18 protein-coding genes are annotated in these 18,213 nt (G+C 69.5%); 3 read left to right on the top strand and 15 right to left on the bottom strand.

From position 1 onward, the window contains the following. Positions 1 to 54: 54 nt before the first annotated feature. The 5 genes from HB662_RS00090 to HB662_RS00070 form a co-directional block, all read right to left on the bottom strand. Entirely contained in the window at positions 55 to 1,788 is a 1,734-nt protein-coding gene (locus HB662_RS00090; protein WP_168045953.1) for a sensor domain-containing diguanylate cyclase, read from the bottom strand. 18 nt (positions 1,789 to 1,806) lie between these two features. Next, complete coding sequence (locus HB662_RS00085; protein ID WP_168045951.1) at positions 1,807 to 2,409, bottom strand: methyl-accepting chemotaxis protein; 603 nt, start codon at positions 2,407 to 2,409, stop codon at positions 1,807 to 1,809. Continuing rightward, on the bottom strand, positions 2,410 to 3,186 hold the full coding sequence (locus HB662_RS00080; RefSeq protein WP_168045949.1) for a protoglobin domain-containing protein: 777 nt from the start codon (positions 3,184 to 3,186) through the stop codon (positions 2,410 to 2,412). 405 nt (positions 3,187 to 3,591) lie between these two features. Next, on the bottom strand, positions 3,592 to 4,281 hold the full coding sequence (locus tag HB662_RS00075) for a cyclase family protein (protein ID WP_168045947.1): 690 nt from the start codon (positions 4,279 to 4,281) through the stop codon (positions 3,592 to 3,594). Positions 4,282 to 4,301: 20 nt separating this feature from the next. After that, a complete protein-coding gene (locus tag HB662_RS00070) occupies positions 4,302 to 5,291 on the bottom strand; it encodes a Bug family tripartite tricarboxylate transporter substrate binding protein (protein WP_168045945.1) in 990 nt (329 codons plus the stop codon). A gap of 165 nt (positions 5,292 to 5,456) precedes the next feature. Between HB662_RS00070 and HB662_RS00065 the strand changes: the two genes are divergently transcribed. Continuing rightward, positions 5,457 to 6,311: an IclR family transcriptional regulator domain-containing protein gene (locus tag HB662_RS00065; RefSeq protein ID WP_168045943.1), complete on the top strand. Its 855-nt coding sequence runs from the start codon at positions 5,457 to 5,459 to the stop codon at positions 6,309 to 6,311. Between the two features lie 14 nt (positions 6,312 to 6,325). Then, positions 6,326 to 7,702, top strand: coding sequence for an amidase (locus tag HB662_RS00060; protein WP_168045941.1), 1,377 nt, complete (start codon positions 6,326 to 6,328; stop codon positions 7,700 to 7,702). A gap of 21 nt (positions 7,703 to 7,723) precedes the next feature. Here the strand turns inward: HB662_RS00060 and HB662_RS29885 are convergent, their stop codons facing one another. The 10 genes from HB662_RS29885 to HB662_RS00010 form a co-directional block, all read right to left on the bottom strand. Further along, a complete protein-coding gene (locus tag HB662_RS29885) occupies positions 7,724 to 8,179 on the bottom strand; it encodes a transglycosylase SLT domain-containing protein (RefSeq protein ID WP_168045939.1) in 456 nt (151 codons plus the stop codon). Positions 8,180 to 8,592: 413 nt separating this feature from the next. After that, positions 8,593 to 9,576 carry a tripartite tricarboxylate transporter substrate binding protein gene (locus tag HB662_RS00050; RefSeq protein ID WP_168045937.1) on the bottom strand — a complete coding sequence of 328 codons (984 nt, stop codon included), beginning with the start codon at positions 9,574 to 9,576 and terminating at the stop codon, positions 8,593 to 8,595. Positions 9,577 to 9,597: 21 nt separating this feature from the next. Next, a complete protein-coding gene (locus HB662_RS00045; protein ID WP_245185351.1) occupies positions 9,598 to 10,479 on the bottom strand; it encodes an MBL fold metallo-hydrolase in 882 nt (293 codons plus the stop codon). Positions 10,480 to 10,510: 31 nt separating this feature from the next. Next, entirely contained in the window at positions 10,511 to 11,434 is a 924-nt protein-coding gene (locus tag HB662_RS00040; RefSeq protein WP_168045933.1) for a 3-keto-5-aminohexanoate cleavage protein, read from the bottom strand. Positions 11,435 to 11,465: 31 nt separating this feature from the next. Further along, positions 11,466 to 12,077 (bottom strand): glutathione S-transferase family protein, encoded by a 612-nt coding sequence (locus HB662_RS00035; protein WP_168045931.1) that lies wholly within the window; start codon positions 12,075 to 12,077, stop codon positions 11,466 to 11,468. 62 nt (positions 12,078 to 12,139) lie between these two features. Then, entirely contained in the window at positions 12,140 to 13,108 is a 969-nt protein-coding gene (locus HB662_RS00030; RefSeq protein ID WP_168045929.1) for a tripartite tricarboxylate transporter substrate binding protein, read from the bottom strand. A gap of 112 nt (positions 13,109 to 13,220) precedes the next feature. After that, on the bottom strand, positions 13,221 to 14,078 hold the full coding sequence (locus tag HB662_RS00025; RefSeq protein WP_168045927.1) for an IclR family transcriptional regulator: 858 nt from the start codon (positions 14,076 to 14,078) through the stop codon (positions 13,221 to 13,223). 100 nt (positions 14,079 to 14,178) lie between these two features. Next, positions 14,179 to 15,354, bottom strand: a complete 1,176-nt coding sequence (locus tag HB662_RS00020; RefSeq protein WP_168045925.1) for a benzoate/H(+) symporter BenE family transporter — start codon at positions 15,352 to 15,354, stop codon at positions 14,179 to 14,181. Between the two features lie 132 nt (positions 15,355 to 15,486). Further along, on the bottom strand, positions 15,487 to 16,290 hold the full coding sequence (locus tag HB662_RS00015) for an alpha/beta fold hydrolase (RefSeq protein ID WP_168045915.1): 804 nt from the start codon (positions 16,288 to 16,290) through the stop codon (positions 15,487 to 15,489). Positions 16,291 to 16,423: 133 nt separating this feature from the next. Beyond that, positions 16,424 to 17,254 carry an alpha/beta fold hydrolase gene (locus HB662_RS00010; RefSeq protein WP_168045913.1) on the bottom strand — a complete coding sequence of 277 codons (831 nt, stop codon included), beginning with the start codon at positions 17,252 to 17,254 and terminating at the stop codon, positions 16,424 to 16,426. Between the two features lie 280 nt (positions 17,255 to 17,534). On the opposite strand from HB662_RS00010, the gene HB662_RS00005 reads away from it, so the two are divergent. Further along, a complete protein-coding gene (locus tag HB662_RS00005; protein ID WP_168045911.1) occupies positions 17,535 to 17,978 on the top strand; it encodes a MarR family winged helix-turn-helix transcriptional regulator in 444 nt (147 codons plus the stop codon). Positions 17,979 to 18,213 lie beyond the last annotated feature (235 nt).

Genomic DNA, 18,213 nt, shown 5'->3' with positions numbered 1-18,213 from the left:
CCGTTTACGGCAGGGAAGCGAGGCTGCCCGATCCGGAAGCGGGGCGTGCCACCGTCATCCGGGCCGCAATTCCGTCAGGGCCTGGATCTCAGAGCCCTTCGCTGCCTGGTCTGGATGCTCGCCGGTACTGCCGCAGACGCGGTTGCGGCCGCCATCCTTGGCTCGGTAAAGGGCAGCATCGGCCCGCTGCAGCAGGATCTGGCTGATGTCCTCCATCGCTTCGAATGCGTGCGACGTGGCAACGCCGATGCTCGCCGTGACCATCCCGAAAGGCGGGTTGCCGGCATGCAGCAGGTCCAGGCGCTCGATGACGCCACGCACGCGCTCCGCGAGATCCACCGCGCCGAGCGTATCGGTATCCGGCAGGATCATGGCGAACTCCTCGCCGCCATAGCGCGCGACGAAGTCGGACGACCGTTGCAGGCCGCGGCGAAGCGCTTCGGCAACCATGCCCAGGCAGCGATCGCCTTTGGGATGGCCATAGAGATCGTTGTAGTTCTTGAAGCGGTCGACATCGATCAGGACAAGCGAAAGCGAGGAATGGGAGCGGGTCAGCCGGCGGCATTCCTGATGCAGTCGATCATCGAAGCTGCGGCGGTTGGCAAGCCCGGTCAGGGCATCCAGCGACGCCAGCCGGGCCGTCGACTGCCGCTGATGCACCGTGTCGGTGATGTCCGTGGCGATCTTCAGGATCTTGTGCGTCCTGCCTGCTGCGTCGAAAATCGGGTTGTAGCTGGCCTGCAGCCAGACTTCCTGTCCGCCCTTGGCCAGGCGCCGGAATTCGCGCTGGACGAATTCGCCCGCCCGAAGGCGGTCCCAGAATGCGGCATATTCGGGCGTGGCGGCCTCGACGGGATCGATCAGCATGCGGTGATGCCGGCCGCGCACCTCCGAGAATTCATACCCCAGCAGCTTGAGCAGCTTGTCGTTGGCCGAGATGATGGTTCCATTGGGTTGAAACTCGATGAGCGCGGTAGAGCGTGAAATCGCCTCGATGATGCCACGGTGGTCCGCGGCCCCCTGCCGGTCGGCGGTCACGTCCGTGGCGATCTTCATCACCTTCTGCGGGTGGCCGGCCGCATCGAAGATGGGATTGTAGCTGGCCTGAAGCCAGACTTCGCGCCCGCCCTTGCCCAGGCGCCGGAATTCCGTCTGCACGAACTCGCCGGCCCGCAGCCGATCCCAGAGGGAGTTGTAGGCGGGCGCGGCCGCCTCGGCCGGGTCGACGAAAAGGCGGTGATGCCGGCCGCGGATCTCAGACTCACTGTAGCCCATCGTCTCGAGGAATATGCTGTTCGCGCAGACGATGGTGCCGTCGAGGGTGAACTCCACCAGGCCGGTGGAGCGGGAGATCGCCTCGACCATGCCGCGATAGCCGGCGGCGCTTTGGCGTTCCAGCGTGACATCGGTCGCCATCTTCACCACCTTGTAGGGCTGGCCTGCCGCATCCAGAACAGGATTGTAGCTGGCCTGCAGCCAGACTTCGCGGCCGTCCTTGGCCCGGCGGCAGAACTCCGCCTGGATGAATTCGCCCAGCCGCAACCTGTTCCAGAACGCCGCATACTCCGCGGCATGGATCTGGGCGGGATCCAGAAACATGGTGTGTGGGTGTCCCTGGACCTCCGCGGCGCGATACCCCATCAGCCGCAGAAAATTCTCGTTGGCGGAGATGACGGTGCCATCGAGCGTGAACTCGACAAGCGCCATGGAGCGGGAGATTGCGTCGACGACGCTTCGGTCGGCGACCGCATGCTGCCAATCGAGCGCATCACATATGCAGCTATCCATCTGCGGACTTCCCTTGCCTCAGGCCGCCTGGCTTTGCGCCAGCAGTTCCGACACCGCCTGATCGAGTTGTGCCGCCTGGCCTGCCAGATCCGATGCGATGCCGAGCATCCCGCTGGCTGCACTGCCTGACTGCACGGCCGCATCGCTCACGCTGCCGATATCGTCGGCGACCTGACGGGCATTGCTGGCGACGCGACCGACATGGTCGGCGATTCCCAGGGTCGCCGATCGTTGCTGCTCGACCGAGATCGCGATGGCGCCTGATATGCCGTCCATCTCGCCGATCACGGTGCCGATCTCAGCCACGGCCGAGACGACCTCTCGCGTTGTCGACTGGATTGCGGAGATCTGATCTGCGATCTCCCTGGTCGCCCGGGCGGTCTGGGTGGCCAGCACCTTCACCTCATTGGCGACGACCGCAAAGCTCTTGCCCGCATCACCCGCGCGGGCAGCCTCGATGGTCGCGTTCAGGGCGAGAAGGTTGGTCTGGGATGCGATCGCCTCGATCAACACGACGACGCGGCCGATGCGCTCGGCCGAGTCGCGGAGCGAGTGGATGCGGCTCTCCGCTGCCTTCGCGCTGCTGTTGGCCTGAACTGCGACGTTCGTAGCCAATGTCACCTATTGCGCAACTTCGCCGATGGTGGCCGAGAGATGCTCGGCTGCGCCGACCACCGAACGGACGTTCTCCGAGGCCTCCACCGACGCGTCGCGGGCGTCGGTGGCCTTCTGGCTTGTCTGGTGTACGGACCAGGAAAGGGTCTTCGCATTCTGCTCGACAGACGTCGCGCAGGATCCGACCGTCTTGGCGACCGACTGGATGCGATGCTGGAAATGCTTGATCTGGCGCTGGGCCGACTCCCGGCGTGCCTTTTCCACCTCCGCATAGGTCTCGAGGAGAACCTCCAGGTCGAGCCAGGCCACCTTGCCGAGCGCCTCCGCGAGCAGCGGGACGCCTTTGAAATCCCCGCTGCCTCGTCCGAACGGCCAGCTTCGAATGGGCGCGCTGGTGAGCGTCGCGGCGATGCCGCTGGTCACGGCGGAATGGCAGATGGCCATTGCGTAGCCTGGCACGCCGTGATCATAGAAGGCGGTCGCCAGGCTTCGAGCCGATGCGGCGAAGCCATCTTCCACTTCGCCTCCGACGACCCGCATCCAGTGCTGGGAACGGACGTCGCTGACCGCAGGCACCTGAAGGGCCGTGTGAATCTCCGGCCACTGCACGAACGATGCGGCGCTTTGAAGCAGCACAGCGGGCAGAAGGCGGCGCGTGGAGGCAGCGTGCAACCTGAGGCACTGAAGATGCTGGCTTTCGATCCCGAATGCCAGCAATCGGCGATCGCGCGTCCCGACAGGAATCATGAACAAATCTCCGTGCAGGTCGATCTGGTTGATCACAAGTATGGGAGATTTATTAATGACAGCTGTCTGCCTGGGATGTCCGCGGATCGCCTATGCCTCCGGCCTTCTCGCCGGACTCGTGGGGCGCGATGCCGCAGCGCAGCCTGTTCGCGCTGGCGGTGGTGCCGGTCGTGCGGATTCGCGCAGGATGCCGCGACCCTTCAGGGCTTGACGGCGCGGGTGCGTCTCGTTTCGCAGCCCGCGGTTGGCCGCGACCGCCATTCGGACGGCCCTGGGAACTCCTCCGCCATCAGCATGCGACCTTGGTGACCCAGGGGCCGTGGCCCGGGCGGTTACCTGCGCCGCTGCAACGCCACGCAGGCATACCGACACTGTCTACTCAGGCACTTGCCCTGGGGGCGGCAGGCCGGCCATGCGCCGATCCTGCCGCCGCCCCGCCGGTCAGGCGAACATCGCCACCGCGCGGATCGGGCTCGCGGTGCCGCCGCGGATGCGCAGCGGGAAGCCGATGAAGGTGAAGCGGCCGCGACCCAGCAGCTTGTCCAGGTTGGCCAGGCATTCCATGTGGGTGATGCCCCGCTCGGCGCAGGCCATATGCGCCTGGAAGTTCGGCTCCCCCTCCGGCGCCGGGCTGATCGCCTCCACCCCGAACATGCCGATGCCCTGGTCCGCCAGCCAATGGATCGCCGGCAGCGACAGGCCGGGGAAGTCATGCGCATAGCCAGGCTTGCCCAGCAGCCTGTCATTGGTGGCCATGTGGATCAGCACCGTATCGCCGGCGCGGATCGTCTCGCCCGACTTCGCCACCGCCGCCTGCAACTCCTCCAGCGTTGCCGCGGTCTTCAGCGGCAGGTGCGACAGGTCGATGCAGAAGGCGGAGGTGTAGAACTTCTCCAGCGGCACCTGGTCGATCGACAGCGCATCGGGGCGCGGGTCGAAATGCACCGGGGCATCGACATGCGTGCCGGCATGGTCGCTGAAGGCGATGGACAGCGCCTTGCTGGTGAAGGTGGTGTTGCCGGCGCGCTTCGGCTCCGAATGGTCGTTCCACACCGTCATCACCACCGGGGGGTGGGAGGGGTGGGTCTGCGTGCGATGGAAGATCTCGCGGCTCAGGTCGACGAATTCCATGGTGGGGTTTCCTCCTGGGTTCAGGTGATACGGATGCCGGCACGGCGGATCACCGCGCGCCAGCGGGCCCGGTCGGCGGCGACATGCGCGCCGAGCCCGGCGCGTGGCACGGGAAGCGGGTCGCATCCCATCTCGTTCAGGCGCTGCGCCACGGCGGGCTGCGCGACGGTTGTCTCGAAGCCCTCGCCCAGCCGTGCCGCGATGCCATCCGGCGTGCCGGGCGGGGCGTACAGCGCATAATACAGCACCGCCTCATAGTCGTTGAAGCCGGCCTCGGTCAGGGAAGGCACCTGCGGCAGCCGGGCATGGCGCGTGGTGGTGGTGACGGCGATCGGCCGCACGGCATTGTTCTCGATGTGCGGCAGGGCGGTCGGCATCGTGTCGATCATCATGTCCACCTGCCCGGCCAGCACCGCGGCGGTGGAGGGGGCCGTGCCGCGGAAGGGGATGTGGTTCAGCTCGATGCCCGCATGGGCTTCCAGCAGCATCATGGCCAGGTGCCCGCCGGTGCCGATGCCGGCGGTGCCGTAGGTCAGCTGGCCCGGACTGGCCTTGGCCAGGGCGATGAGCTCCGGCACCGAACGTGCCGCGAGGCCGGGCCGGACATACAGCACCTGCGCGACATTCCCGACCGAGGCGATCGGCACCATCGCCACTGGGTCGAGGCCCGGGTTCTCGCGGATCTCCGGGTTGACGGAATGGGTGGACTGGTTGGCCATCAGCAGGGTGTAGCCATCCGGCGCGCTGCGCATCACCGCCTCGGTGCCGATGGTGCCGCCGCCGCCGGAGCGGTTCTCGACCACGACATTCTGGCCGAAGGCGGCGCGGGCGGCCTCCGCGACCACGCGGGACATGACATCGGCGGCGCCGGCCGGCGGGAAGGGCACGATCAGCCGCAATGGGCGGTTCGGGTAGCCCTGGCCCTGGGCCTGGGTGGTTCCCGCGGCCAGGGCGCCGGCGGCCACCAGCAGGCCACGGCGGGTGAGGGTGGTGCGACGAGGGTGAGGCATGGTGAGGATCTCCCGGTCCGAGTTGGGCCGAGCGACGGGCTGCTTCCTTAACGGCGGGGGCGGGGCGCTGAAGAGTCCACCATGTGGACCCCTGGACCACCGCCAACCTTGTTGCCGTGTATGCTCGCGGTCGAAGCCAAACTGCGCAATCGGGAGTTCCGTATTGTGGACTCTGATCTGACCACCGCCAGCCTCGCCGCCGCGCCCCTGCCGCGCGACGGCGCGCAGACCATCCACCGCGTGGCCGCGCTGCTGCGGGAGATCGTGGCCGCGCGCGGCCAGGGCGCCTCGCTTGGTGCGCTGGCCGCGGCAACCGGGCTGGCGCGCCCCACGGCGCACCGCATGCTGCAGGCCCTGGTCGCCGAGCAGATGCTGGCGCAGGAGGTCGCGGAGCGGACCTACCGGCCGGGACCGCTGCTGTACGAACTGGGCCTCGCCGCCGCACCCCGGCTCGACCTGCGGGCGCTGTGCCGGCCGAGCCTGGAGCGGCTGGCGGAACAGAGCGGCGACAGCGCCTATCTCACCATCCGCAGCGGGCCGGACGCGCTGTGCCTGGATCGCTGCGAGGGGGGTTTCCCGATCAAGGCCCTGCCGCTGGAGATCGGCAACCGGCGGCCGCTTGGTGTCGGCGCCGGGGCATTGGCGGTGCTGGCCGGGCTGCCGGCGGCGGAGGCCGAGGCCGCGCTGGCCGGCAATGCCGCGCGTTACCCGCGCTACCGCCTGACCGAGACCAGGGTACGGGAGGCGCTGGCACAGGCGCGGCGCGATCGTTTTTCGGTCAGCACCGGCCGTTTCGTGGCGCGCTATCGCGGCGTGGCCGTCCCGGTGCCGCTGCCGGCGCTGCGTGGCCTGCCGGCGCTGCGTGGCCTGCCGGCGGCATCCCTTTCGGTGGTTGCGATCTCCGAGCGCCTGGCGCCGCCGCGGCTGGAACGGGTGGCCCGGCTGCTGCTGCGGGAAGCGGCGGCGCTGGCGGCGATCCTGGCGCGATCCGCCCTGCAGGATGCCGAGGCGATACGATGATGGACAAGGATAGCATGATGGCCCCAACCCTGTTCCCCCGCGACACGGCGGCCGAGATGGCCGCAAGCCTGGCCGCTGGCACGACGACGCCTGAGGCGTTGCTGCGAACCTGCCTGGACCGCATCGCGGCGCTGGACGGCACCCTGCATGCCTGGGCGCATCTGGACCCGGATGGCGCGGCGATGGCGGCCGCCGCATCGGCCGCGCGGCACCGTGCCGGCGCGGCGCTGGGGCCGCTGGATGGTGTGCCGGTCAGCGTGAAGGACAATCTGCATGTCGCGGGGATGCCCGCGCGCTGGGGCAGCCGCTTCTTCGCCGATTTCGTGCCGGCACAGGACGATATCGTGGTGGAGCGGCTGCGCGCCGCCGGTGCCGTGATCGTCGGCAAGACCAGCACGCCGGAATTCGCCCTGTCCGGCCGCTGCTTCAGCCCGCTCACCGGCCATACCCGCAACCCGCTGAACCCGGCGCTGACGCCCGGCGGGTCGAGTGGCGGCGCGGTGGCGGCGATCGCGGCGGGGATGGTGCCGCTGTCGGTGGCGACCGATGCCGGCGGCTCCACCCGATTGCCCGCGGGCTATACCGGGCTGGTCGGGCTGCGGCCCAGCAATGGGCGGATCGCGCGCCGGCACGGCTTCCCGCCGATGGCGCTGGATTTCCAGGCGGTGGGGCTGATCGCGGCGACGCTGGCGGATCTGCGCCTGCTTTATGGCGCGGTGGCCGGGCCGGATGCGCGCGATCCGACCTCCCTGCGCCTGCCGCCGGAGGAGCCGGCCGGGCCGGGCCGCCGCCTGCGCGTGGGCTGGTGCGCCGCCATCGAGGGGGAATTGGTGGACGCGGAGGTGCGGCAGGCGGTGGCGGAGGCGGCATCCCGCCTCGCGGCGGAGGGCTGCGAGGTGGTGCCCTGCACAATCCCCTATGACCTGGCGGCGCTGCGCGCCATCTGGGGCGTGCTGACCGCCGTCGGCGTCGCCCGCATGGCCGCCCGCTTCCCGGAGCGCTGGGAGGCGGAAGCGAGCGAGTCCCTGAAGCCCATGGCGGCGCGCGGCGCGACCATGACGGCCACCGAATATGTCGAGGCGCTGGACGCGCTCGCCGCCTTCCGCGCCGATGTCTCCGCGCGCTGGGGCGCGCATGACGCGCTGCTGCTGCCGAGCGCGGCGGCGCCGGCCTGGCCGGTGGAGCGGGAATTCCCGGCCTTCATCGATGGCCAGCCCGGCCATGCGCGCGCCCAGAATGTCTTCGCCACCTGGGTGAACGCGATGGGCTGGCCGGGGCTGACCGTGCCGGGCCAGCCGCATCCCGATGGCCGCCCGATCGGGGTGCAACTGGTCGGCAGCCATGGCAGCGAGGCGCTGCTGTTCGAACTGGCGCGGCGGTTGGGTGCCTGACGGCGGCAGAGGGTCCAGCCCTCAGCGCCGGGGCGGCGCCAGGCAGACCATGCGGGCGGCGCGTCGCCGGATGCGCGGGTCCGGACTGCCGCGGAGAACCAGGACAAGCCGGGCACCCGGCGCGCAGAGGCTGCGGCCCGGCAGTTCGATCGACGCGGCGGCCGGCGTGCCGCCGCGCCAGGCCTGGCCCAGCTGGGCCATGGCGACGCGTCGCCGGTAGGCGTCACCGCGGGCGGCGTTTCCGGAATGGTAGCGCCGGATGGCCGCCTCCCAGTCCGGCAGCCCCGCCCGCAGCCGCGACAGGAAGGCCGCGGCGTAGCGAACATTGGCGACCGGATCGAAGGCCTCGTGCAGGTCGGCGAAGGCGTCCGGATGGTGCAGCAGGTTGATCTGCATGCAACCCACATCGATGGATGCGACGCCGCCGGCCCGCAGGGCGGCCACGGCGGCCACCGCCGCCGCCCTGTTCCTGGCCACGCCACTGCGCCCGCGGCATTCCAGGACCAGGGCCAGGGCTGCATGCCGCCGCCGCCCGGCGTCGCGCGCCCGGTCTCGACCAGGGCAATGGCGAACAGCAGCCCGGGTGGCAGGCCGGATGCGGGCTCGACGGCTGCGATTGCGGAGGCGCAGGCGGTGGATGCCGGGGGCGATGACGGGGGCGATGCCGGGTTGGCAGCCACCGGCGTCGCCAGGGTGGCCAGCAATCCGGCTGCTCCCAGGACCGGCCCCAGCAGCTGCGCAAGGCGTACCATCTGCGCTCCTCATGCCGCGCGACAGGCGCTTGGTAGCCCTGCCTGGCAGAGGGTCGCAACTGCGCGTCGGCGCACGCGGCCCTCCTGATCCCGCACCCCCGGAGCGATCCGCGCCATCGGTGGGGCGCGGTTCGCGGCTCACTCGAGCCGCGCGCCCGAGAAGCGGATCACCTCGGCCCATTTCTCGCCCTCCCGCCGGATATGCGCGGCGAATTCCTCCGGGGAACTGCCGATGAGGCGGCCGCCCTGGTCCAGCAGGGGCTGGCGCGTCGCCGGGTCCTGCAGGGCGTTCCGCACCGCGCGGTGCAGTTCCGCGACGCGTTCCGCCGGCATGCCCGTGGGCCCGATCAGCCCGTAGTAGCTTTCCGACTCCACGCCGTTGACCCCCGCCTCGGCCATGGTCGGCACATCGGGCAAGGCCGGGGACCGCTCGGCGGCGGTGACGGCCAGCGCCCGGATGGCACCGGATTGCACATGCGGCAGCATCACCGGCACGTCGCCGAACATCAGCTGCACCTGTCCGGCGATAAGGTCCGTCACCGCCGGCGCCGCGCCGCGATAGGGCACATGCATCAGCTCGATCCCCCCGGCGCGGGCGCGAAACAGCTCCGCCGCCAGATGCAGCGAGTTGCCGCTGCCGGAGGAGGCGAAGGCGAGGGTGCCCGGCTGGCGCCGCGCCAGCGCCACCAGCTCGGCGACGCTGCGGGCCTGCACCGAGGGATGCACCGCCAGCACCTGCGGCACGGAGATGGCGAGCGAGATGGGCTGGATGTCGCGCTCGACCTGGTAGGGCATGCGCGGCATCAGGTTCGGCAGGACCGACAGCGCGCCGCTGCTGCCGATGCCCAGCGTGGTGCCGTCCGGCCGCGCCCGGGCCACGGCCTCGATGCCGATGACGCCGCCGGCGCCCGCCCGGTTCTCGACCACGAAGGTCTGGCCGAGCTGCCCGGTCAGCGCGCGTGCGAGCAGCCGGCCGACGATGTCCGCCGGGCCGCCCGGGGGGAAGGGCACGATGATCCGCACCGTCTGGTCGGCGCCGCGTGGCTGCGCCCATGCGTGCGGCGCCGCGAGCAGGGCCGCGGTTGCGGCGGTGGATGTGACAAGGATTCGCCTCTTCAGCATCTTGGTTCCTCCCAGAAGGGTTCAGCGCGGCGCATCGCCGTGCAGGTCGAGTGTCCAGGCGTCGGGCACCAGCCGATAGGAATCGCCATCGCGTGACAGATGCGCCAGGGCGGGAAAGTGCAGATGCATGCCGGCGACCGCCTGGCGATCCGCCGCCACCCGGTCGAACAGCCGGCGTCGCGTCTGCTGCGCCTGGACCGGATCCACATCGACCAGCATGGTGACCTCGGGCCGCGGTACCTGCAGTTCCTGCACATGCACGATGTCGCCCCAGATCAGCAGCGACGCATCCCCCGAGGCGACCAGGAAGCCGGTATGGCCCGGTGTGTGTCCCGGCAACGGCACGGCGGTGACGCCGGGGAAGACCTCGCCGCCGGTGAACAGCCGCGTGCGGTCGCGGTAGGGCGCCAGCCGGGCGCGGGCATCGCCGAAGAAAAGCTGGCGGCGGGCCGGGTCCGCCACCCGCATCATCGCGGAATCATCGTGCCAGTAGGCATGTTCATCCGCGTGCAGGCAAAGCTCCGCCGCGGGGAAATGCGCCTTGCCCTGGCCGTCCGAAAGCCCGCCGAAATGGTCGGGGTGCAGATGCGTCATCAGCACCGTGTCCACCTGCGAGGGGGCGATGCCGGCAGCGGCGAGGTTGGCGGCCAGGAAGCCGACCGTCGGCCTGGCGGGCCCGCAGCCGGTATCGATCAACGCGATGCGGCCACCATGGCGGATCAGGAAGGCGTTCACCGCGGTGCGCCGCGGCACCGGCCGGAAGGCGGCGTGCAGCATCGCCGCCGCGTCCTCGGCCGGGATGCCGAGCACGGTGCTCATCGCCACGTCCTGGTGCCCGTCATGCAGCGCCGTGACGTGGATATCGCCGACGCGGCGGTGGAACACGCCGGCCACCTGCCGCATCACTTCCGCGCCTGTCTCCGGCCTGTCCATCTCAGGGTGTCGGCAGGCCGAGGCGCTGGCGCGCCTCCTGCGGCGTCGCGATGCCGATGTCGAACTCCTCCAGGATGCGGCGGATCTTCTGCACCTGCTCGGCATTCGACTTGAACAGCCGGCCGGGGCGCTCGGTGACGTTGTCCTCCTGCCCGATGCGGACATTGGTGCCCATCAACGCGCCATAGGCGGCGGCCCGCATGTTGTCGGGGCCGGTGCCGTGGGTGAAGATCACCGTCTCCTCCCCGAACAGCCGTTCCGTCGTGCGCTTCATGTGCAGCAGATGATCGATGTCGGACGGGATGCCGCCGAGGATGCCGGTGAGGAACTGCACGATGATCGGCTGCGGCAGCTTCTTCGTCTTCAGATGATGTTCGAGGATGTAGAGGTGCCCGACATCGTAGCATTCGAACTCCATCAGGAATCCCTGCTCCAGGAAGATGTCGATCAGCCGGTCGATCTTGGCGAAGGTGTTCTGGGTGACGATGTGGTGCGAGGCGGGGCCGTAGAATTCCCTTTCCCACTCATGTTGGAATTCCGTGGTGCCCTGGTCCTGCGCCTTCTTGAAGCGGCCGTAGTTCATCGAGCCCACGATCACCGTCGCGATCTCCGGCCGCATCACCAGGGCGGCGGAGGCGCGATCCTCCGCGGTGTTGCCCATCGAGCAGGACATGTTGATCACCGCGTCGCATTGCGCGCGCACCTGCGGGATGAAGCTCTTCCAGATGGCGGGATCGTTGGTGGGGCGGCCATCCTTCGGATCGCGCGCGTGGAAATGCAGGATGGCGGCGCCGGCCTGGGCGGCCTCGACGGATTGGGAGATCATCTGCTCCGCCGTCACCGGCAGATGCGGCGACATGGAGGGCGTGAGCGTCGCACCGGTCACGGCGCAGGTGATGATGACGTTCTTCTTCGGCTTGGCCACGTGGCGTTCCTTCGGTTGTACGATATGCGGGTCAGTGTTCGTCGCGATAGGCTGTGGCGCGCATCGCGGGACGTTCGGTGAAGCGGGCATGCCAGGCATCGAGGGCCGGTCGCCCGTTGCGCCATTGCAGTCCGGCATGCCGGAAATCGAGATGCGCGAGGGCGCAGGCGATGGCGATGCTGCCGGCGGTCACCACCTCCAGCGCCTCCGCCTCCCGCTCCAGCCGGTCCAGCGTGCAGGCGATCCGGGACGCCTGGGCGGCGGCATGGGGTGGCGAGCCGAGCGGGCCGCGCTGATGCTCGCCCAGTCGCCGGATGGAGTTCTCCATGATGCCGTCGCCCAGCGATTGCAGGCGCAGCACGGCAAAGCGCCGCGCCGCGTCGGCGGGCAGCAGGCGATGCGCGCCGTGCTGCGAGTCCAGCCATTCGAGGATGACGGCGGAATCGAACAGGGCGCTGCCATCGGCCAGCAGCAGCGTCGGGATCTGGCCCAGCGGGTTATGCGCCATCACCTGCGGATTGCCCTCGGTGGCGGAGACCACGACGCGCTCCGGCGTGATGCAGTCTGCCATGCCCAGCTCATGCGCTGCCACCATCACCTTGCGCGCGAAGGGGGAGCGTGAGGACCAGAACAGCCGCATCATCTGCAATCCGCATACCTGTGGGATCGGGGCCGGTGGGATCGGGGCCGGTGGCACCGCGTGCGTCACCGTGCCGCAGGCTGCGCGGCCTCGGCGATCCAGCGGCGCCACAGCACCGACTGCGTGCGGATTTCCTCGGCCGAGGCGGCGCCACCCAGGTTGCCGCGGGTGCTGTAGGCCTGCTGCGCGGCGCGGGCGACTTCCGGCGAGGCCACCGCCTGTTCGATCGCCGCCTCCCAGGTCGCACGGATCTCCGGCGGCAGGTTGCGCGGGCCGGCATACATGAAGAAGTTGCGCAGCGAGATGTCCACGCCCTGCTCGCGCAGCGTCGGCACATCCGGCGCATAGGCGTGCCGCGCATCGGTGATCGCGCCGATCGAGCGGACATCGCCGGACAGCACGGCCGGCACATGCACGCCGCCCGAGATCGTCACATCGGCATGGCCGCCGAGCACGAGTTGCAGCGATTCCGCGGAACCCCGCGTCTGCACGGAGATGATCTCGATGCCGAATTGCCGCGCCATCCGGCCGGCCACCAGTTCCTGCAGACGGCCCGTCGCGCTCAGCGTGATGAAGCCGCGCGAGCGGGCGGTCGCGACCATGCTGGCGATGTCGCTGATCGGGCCCGCGCGTCCGGCGACCAGCGCGTATTCGATGGAGCCGATGGTGCCGAGATAGTCGAAATCCTCCGGCGCGTAGCGCGGGCGTTCCGAGATATAGGGATCGAGGCCGAAGACCGAGGTGGAGAACAGGCCGATGGTCATGCCATCCGGCCGGATGTTGCGGATCTCGGCCGCGGCGATGGTGCCGCCGGCGCCGCCCTTGTTCTCCGTGATCACGGTCCAGCCGCGCTGGTTCTCGATCACCTTGGCGACGGCGCGGCCAATGACATCCGTGGTGCCGCCGGCGCCGAAGCCGATGATGATGCGGACCGACCGCCCCGGATCCCAATTCGCCTGTGCCGCGGCCGGCAGGCTGTGCAGCGCGGCCAGCAGCGCCGCGAACACCATTGTGGTGCGCGCCCAATTCCTCATGGTCCGTCCCCCGTGCCTCGCCCGGTCTTTGCGCCGGGCGATCGGCGGCGCTCACCGCCGTTTATGGATAACGACGTTACCCTAATCCGGTGCGAAGCCGCCGGTCAACGGTTCAGAGGATCAGGCCATGCGGCATCAGGTTCTGGCTGGGGGCGAAGGAATCGGCCTCGGGCAAGGGCCAGGCATCGCCGAGCCGCGCGGCACAGTCGCGCACCAGCCCACCGAAGCGCCGGAAATCCTCCGGCGTGGCGCGGGATACGGGGGCGGTGATGCTGACGAAGCCGACGCAACGGCGCGCCCCGGCCTCCGCGGCGTCCGCCCCGGCCCAGATCGGCGTGGCGATGGCGGCGATGCCGGCCTCGTTCTCCTGGTTGCTCAGGGCGAGGCCGGTGCGGCGGATTTCCGCGAGCTGCGCCAGCAATGCCTCCAGCGTCGTGACGGTAAAGGGGGTCAGCGGCTCGAGCTTGCCTTCGACGATCTGCGCCACCTGCGCGTCCGGCAGGGTGGAAAGCCAGGCCTTGCCGGTGGCCGTTGCATGTGGGGCCATTGGCGTGACCGGGTCGATCTGCAGCCTCTGGCGCCGGCCCACCGCCGCCATCACCCAGCGCGGCTGGCCGTGGTCGAGGACCGAGAACAGCACCAATTCGCCGCAAGTATCCGCCAATTGCCGCAGGACCGGCTGGCACTGGCCCAGCAGGCGGTTGCGCGACAGCACGCGCAGGCCGAGGTTGCTGACCTTGAATCCGACGAAGTAGAATTTACTCTCCGCGTGCCGGTAGAGGTAGTTCTCCTCCTCCAGCGTCATGAGAATGCGCAGCGCGATGTTCTTGTTGACGTCGAGCCGTCGCGCGATGTCGGACAGCGACATGCCGGTATCGGAATCCGCCAGCATCTCGATCACCGCCAAGGTCCGGCGCACCGTGACGAGGCTCAGGCCCAGCTCGGCCGGCTCCTCCGCTTTCTTGGCCATGCCCACTCCGATCAGGATCAAACCTGTCATATAACGCGGCCTGTGCCGCTCTACGAAACGGGCGCTGTCCTGGGCACCTTCAATCGTCGCCCGGCGCGGCTCAGCGGGCGCGATGCGGTTTCAGCCATACCCGGATGGCGAGCGCGGCAAAGCCGGCGGCCAGTCCCCAGAAGGCGGCACCCAGGCCGTACAGGGTGAGACCCGAGGCGGTGGCCAGGAAGGTGAGCATGGCCGGGTCGCGGTTCTGGTTCGGCCCCAGCATCGCCTCGATCGCCCCTGTCAGGGCGGGAATCAGCGCCAGGCCGGTCAATGCGGCGATAACCGATGGCGGAAGCGCCAGGAACAGCCGCACCAGGCCGGGCGCGAAAAGGGCGAGCAGAAGGTAGAAGCCGCCATAGATGACCCCGACGGTCCAGCGCCGGTCATGATCCGGGTGCGCTTCCTCGCTGGTGCAGATGGCGGCCGTGATCGCGGCCAGGTTCACCGCATGCGCGCCGAACGGCGCCGCGGCCGCGCTGGCGAGACCGGTGCCGATCAGCAGCGGCGCCGCCTTCGCCTCGTAGCCCGCGGCCTTCAGCACCACGAGGCCGGGAAGGTTCTGCGACACCAGTGTCACGACGAACAGCGGCAGGCCGATGCTGAGGATGGCGTTGACATCGAAAGCCGGCGCCGTAGCGATCAGTGCGCCGAAGGTCGCGCCCGCGGGCAGCCCGGCAAGGTCGCCGCGCAGCAGCGTCAGTGCGATTCCAGCGCCCAGCGCGATGAGCAGCGCATAGAGTGGCACGCGCCGCCGTGCCGCGATGAAGACCACGAGCAGGACCATGACGAGCAGCGGGTCCACCCCCGCTATGCGGAAAAGCGCGAGGCAGAAGGGCAGCAACACGCCCGCGAGCATGGCGGAGGCGATCGCCGGGGGAATCCGTTCCGCCAGGCGCCCGAGCACGGGGACAAGGCCCAGCGTCATCATCATCAGGGAGGCGGCGAGAAAGACGCCGATCGTCGTCGGCCAGGACAGGCCCGGCGTGGCCGCCCCCAGCAAGGCGGCCCCGGGCGTGGACCAGGCGAGCACGACGGGCATCCGAAGGCGGGCGGACAGCGCGATGCCCGCGAGCCCGATGCCCAGGCAAAGCGCGGTGACGGCGGACCCGGTCTGCTCGACCGATGCACCCAGGCCGCGCAATGCCTGCACGACAAGCGGCACGGTGCCGCCGAAGCCGATCAGCGCGGCCAGGAAGGCCGAGGACAATGCCGTGGGTGGTGGAAAGGCGCGGGGCATGGGCTGGTCCTCTGGTCACGATGCGGCATGGCCCGGCCGGGCGGAGGCGCTTTCGGAAGCATGCGGCAAGCGGAACCTTCAGCGCCGCCTGCCGCGCCGGTCAAGGCGACGGGTCGCCCAGGGCCCTTGGGATCAGCGGGCTGCGCGCGAGGCCTCCCTTGCGGCCTCCTCGATCACATCCGCCACCACCTGCGGCTGGGTCATGAAGACGGCGTGGCTGGCCGGGACCTCCGTCACCTTGGCGCCGATGCGGCGTGCCATGTGGCGCAGCATGCGAAGGTCGAACGCCTTGTCATCCGTGGCGATCACCGCCCAGCTCGGCCTGGTCCGCCAGGCGGCGTTCGTCAGCTTCGTGCCGAAGACCGACATGGCGATCGGCACCTGCGAGTCGCGCATGAAGGCCGCATCCGCATCGCTGGTATCGGCGGCGAAGCCGGCCTTGAAGTTCTCCGGCTTCAAGAAGCCGAAGCCGTCGCCATGGATGTCGAGGACGAATTCGGGCGGCGTGACGAAGCCTTCATATTGCTGCGCCGTCGTTTCGCCGGCGTCGGGCGAGAGGGCGGAGACATAGACGAGGCCGGCGACCTTCGCGTCGACGCCCGCCTCGGTGATGACGGTTCCGCCCCAGCTATGGCCGACCAGGATCGCCGGGCCATCCAGCCGGTCGAGAGCGCGCCTGGCGGCGGCGACGTCGTCGGCCAGGGAGGTCAGCGGGTTCTGCACGATGGTGACGCGATAGCCGCGCTGCGTCAGCCGATCATGGACGCCGCGCCAGCCGGACCCGTCCGCGAAGGCGCCATGCACGAGCACGACGTTGCGGACGGGCCGGGCCTGGGCATCCGGTGCAGGGGCACCGGCCGGCTGGGCCTGGAGCGCCACCGGCAGGACGGCTGTGGCGGCAACCGCGGCGATGACGGTGCGGCGGGTCTCATTCATGGCAAGGTTCCTTCGGATGCTGTGGCGTGCGGCCTCGAAGGCGGGTCGCGGGGGACCGGCGCCTCGGGCAGGCGACTGCGTGGCGGTGCTCCGGCTATCCCGGTCCGGCGCGGGGCCGGACCGGGTTGCGCGGTCAGGACTTGATGAAGGCGAGGAGGTCGGCGTTGATCAGCGCCGCATGGGTGGTGGCCATGCCGTGCGAAAGGCCGGAGTAGGTCTTCAGCGTGCCGTGCTTCAGCAGCGGCGTCGCGAGCCGCGCCGAGTTGGCGATCGGGACGATCTGGTCGTCCTCGCCATGCATCACCAGCGTCGGCACCTCGATCGCCTTCAGATCCTCGGTGAAGTCGGTCTCGGAGAAGGCCGTGATGCAGTCGTAATGCGGCTTGGCGCCGCCCATCATGCCCTGGCGCCACCAATTGTCGATGACGCCCTGGGAGGCCTGCGCGCCCGGGCGGTTGTAGCCGTAGAAGGGGCCAGCCGGGATGTCGCGGAAGAACTGCGCGCGGTTCGCGACAAGGGCGGCGCGGAAGCCGTCGAAGACCTCGAGGGGCAGGCCGCCCGGGTTCTTCTCGCTCTGCACCATCACGGGGGGCACGGCGCCGATCAGCACCGCCTTCGCGACGCGGTCCTTGCCATGGCGCGCGACGTAGCGGGCAACCTCGCCGCCACCGGTGGAATGGCCGATATGCACGGCGTCGCGCAGGTCCAGATGCCGTGCCAGATCCGCGACGTCGGCGGCATAGGTGTCCATCTCATTGCCGGTGGCGGTCTGGGCGGAGCGGCCATGGCCGCGGCGGTCATGGGCGATGACGCGGAAGCCCTTGTCCAGGAAGAACAGCATCTGGGCGTCCCAGTCGTCGCTGCTGAGCGGCCAGCCATGGTGGAAGACGATGGGCTGACCGGTACCCCAATCCTTGAAGAAGATTCGCGTGCCATCCTGGGTGTTGAAGCTGTCGCTGCTCATGGTCGGGTTCCTTTTGACGGAGGACGAAGGCTGCAGGGTGAGGGAAGGGGAACTCCCACCCACGAGCCGGGCACCCGCCTCGAGGGGAGCGGCGGCCAGAACCGCGCTGCCGAGGAGGATGTGCCGGCGGGAGGTGGGGGTCATGGGCGGTGCTTTCATTTATCGCGACAATGATTATCGCGATAAGCCAGATCTATCCACTGGCCAGGGCCTTGTCCAGTAGAAAATGATCGCGACATCCTTTATCGCATGAAGCTTCTATTGCACGCCCGGAGCACCGATGCCCGTCACGCCGCCTTTCCCGCTCGACCAGCAGATCTGCTTCACGCTCTATCGCCTGAACATGGCGGTAAACCGCAGCTACAAGCCGCTGCTGGATGAACTGGGCCTGACCTACCCGCAGTACCTGGTACTGAATGCGCTGGGTGAGGAGGATGGCCGGCCGATTGGCGTCATCGCGCAGCGCCTGGCGCTGGAGTCCAGCACGATCACGCCGCTGGTCAAGCGGATGGAGGAGGCCGGCCTGGTCGACCGGCGCCGTGCCCGGGACAACGAAAGGGTGGTGCAGGTCTGGCTGACCGAGAGCGGCCGCGGGCTGCTGCAGCGGTGCGGTTGCCTCAATGAGATGCTGGGCCAGCGCCTGGGCCGGGTCCTGCCGGGGCTGGAGGAACAGAACCGGCAATTACAGGCATTGCTGAAGGAGCTCGAGGCGCCGGCTCCTTGAGGGCGGATCGAGGCGGGGGAGGGGGAGACTCGGGGGACTGCGGCAGGCGTTGGCACCTCGGCGGCCCGTGCTGAGCATGCTGGCCGATGCAACCGCCGCTGTGGTTATGGCAGCCATGTGACGGTACGCATGTCGGTCCGTTGACAGTGTGCGTTGTGGGCCGTAGAAGCCCGCCACCGACGACGAGCCACACGGTTCTGATCGGTTCGCTGGGAAGGCGGGGTTGCAAGTGGCG

It is taken from the genome of Falsiroseomonas frigidaquae, from assembly GCF_012163145.1.
In the GTDB taxonomy this organism is placed as follows: Bacteria; Pseudomonadota; Alphaproteobacteria; order Acetobacterales; family Acetobacteraceae; genus Falsiroseomonas; species Falsiroseomonas frigidaquae.
Note: the sequence above shows the minus strand (reverse complement) of the source record. Positions and strands in the feature narration are given on the sequence as shown.

Coding starts and splice junctions, on each gene's coding strand:
- HB662_RS00090 (WP_168045953.1), bottom strand. CDS start 1,788: ATGGATAGCTGCATATGTGATGCGCTCGATTGGCAGCATGCGGTCGCC.
- HB662_RS00075 (WP_168045947.1), bottom strand. CDS start 4,281: ATGGAATTCGTCGACCTGAGCCGCGAGATCTTCCATCGCACGCAGACC.
- HB662_RS00070 (WP_168045945.1), bottom strand. CDS start 5,291: ATGCCTCACCCTCGTCGCACCACCCTCACCCGCCGTGGCCTGCTGGTG.
- HB662_RS00060 (WP_168045941.1), top strand. CDS start 6,326: ATGATGGCCCCAACCCTGTTCCCCCGCGACACGGCGGCCGAGATGGCC.
- HB662_RS00050 (WP_168045937.1), bottom strand. CDS start 9,576: ATGCTGAAGAGGCGAATCCTTGTCACATCCACCGCCGCAACCGCGGCC.
- HB662_RS00045 (WP_245185351.1), bottom strand. CDS start 10,479: ATGCGGCAGGTGGCCGGCGTGTTCCACCGCCGCGTCGGCGATATCCAC.
- HB662_RS00035 (WP_168045931.1), bottom strand. CDS start 12,077: ATGATGCGGCTGTTCTGGTCCTCACGCTCCCCCTTCGCGCGCAAGGTG.
- HB662_RS00030 (WP_168045929.1), bottom strand. CDS start 13,108: ATGAGGAATTGGGCGCGCACCACAATGGTGTTCGCGGCGCTGCTGGCC.
- HB662_RS00025 (WP_168045927.1), bottom strand. CDS start 14,078: ATGGCCAAGAAAGCGGAGGAGCCGGCCGAGCTGGGCCTGAGCCTCGTC.
- HB662_RS00020 (WP_168045925.1), bottom strand. CDS start 15,354: ATGCCCCGCGCCTTTCCACCACCCACGGCATTGTCCTCGGCCTTCCTG.
- HB662_RS00015 (WP_168045915.1), bottom strand. CDS start 16,290: ATGAATGAGACCCGCCGCACCGTCATCGCCGCGGTTGCCGCCACAGCC.
- HB662_RS00010 (WP_168045913.1), bottom strand. CDS start 17,254: ATGAGCAGCGACAGCTTCAACACCCAGGATGGCACGCGAATCTTCTTC.
- HB662_RS00005 (WP_168045911.1), top strand. CDS start 17,535: ATGCCCGTCACGCCGCCTTTCCCGCTCGACCAGCAGATCTGCTTCACG.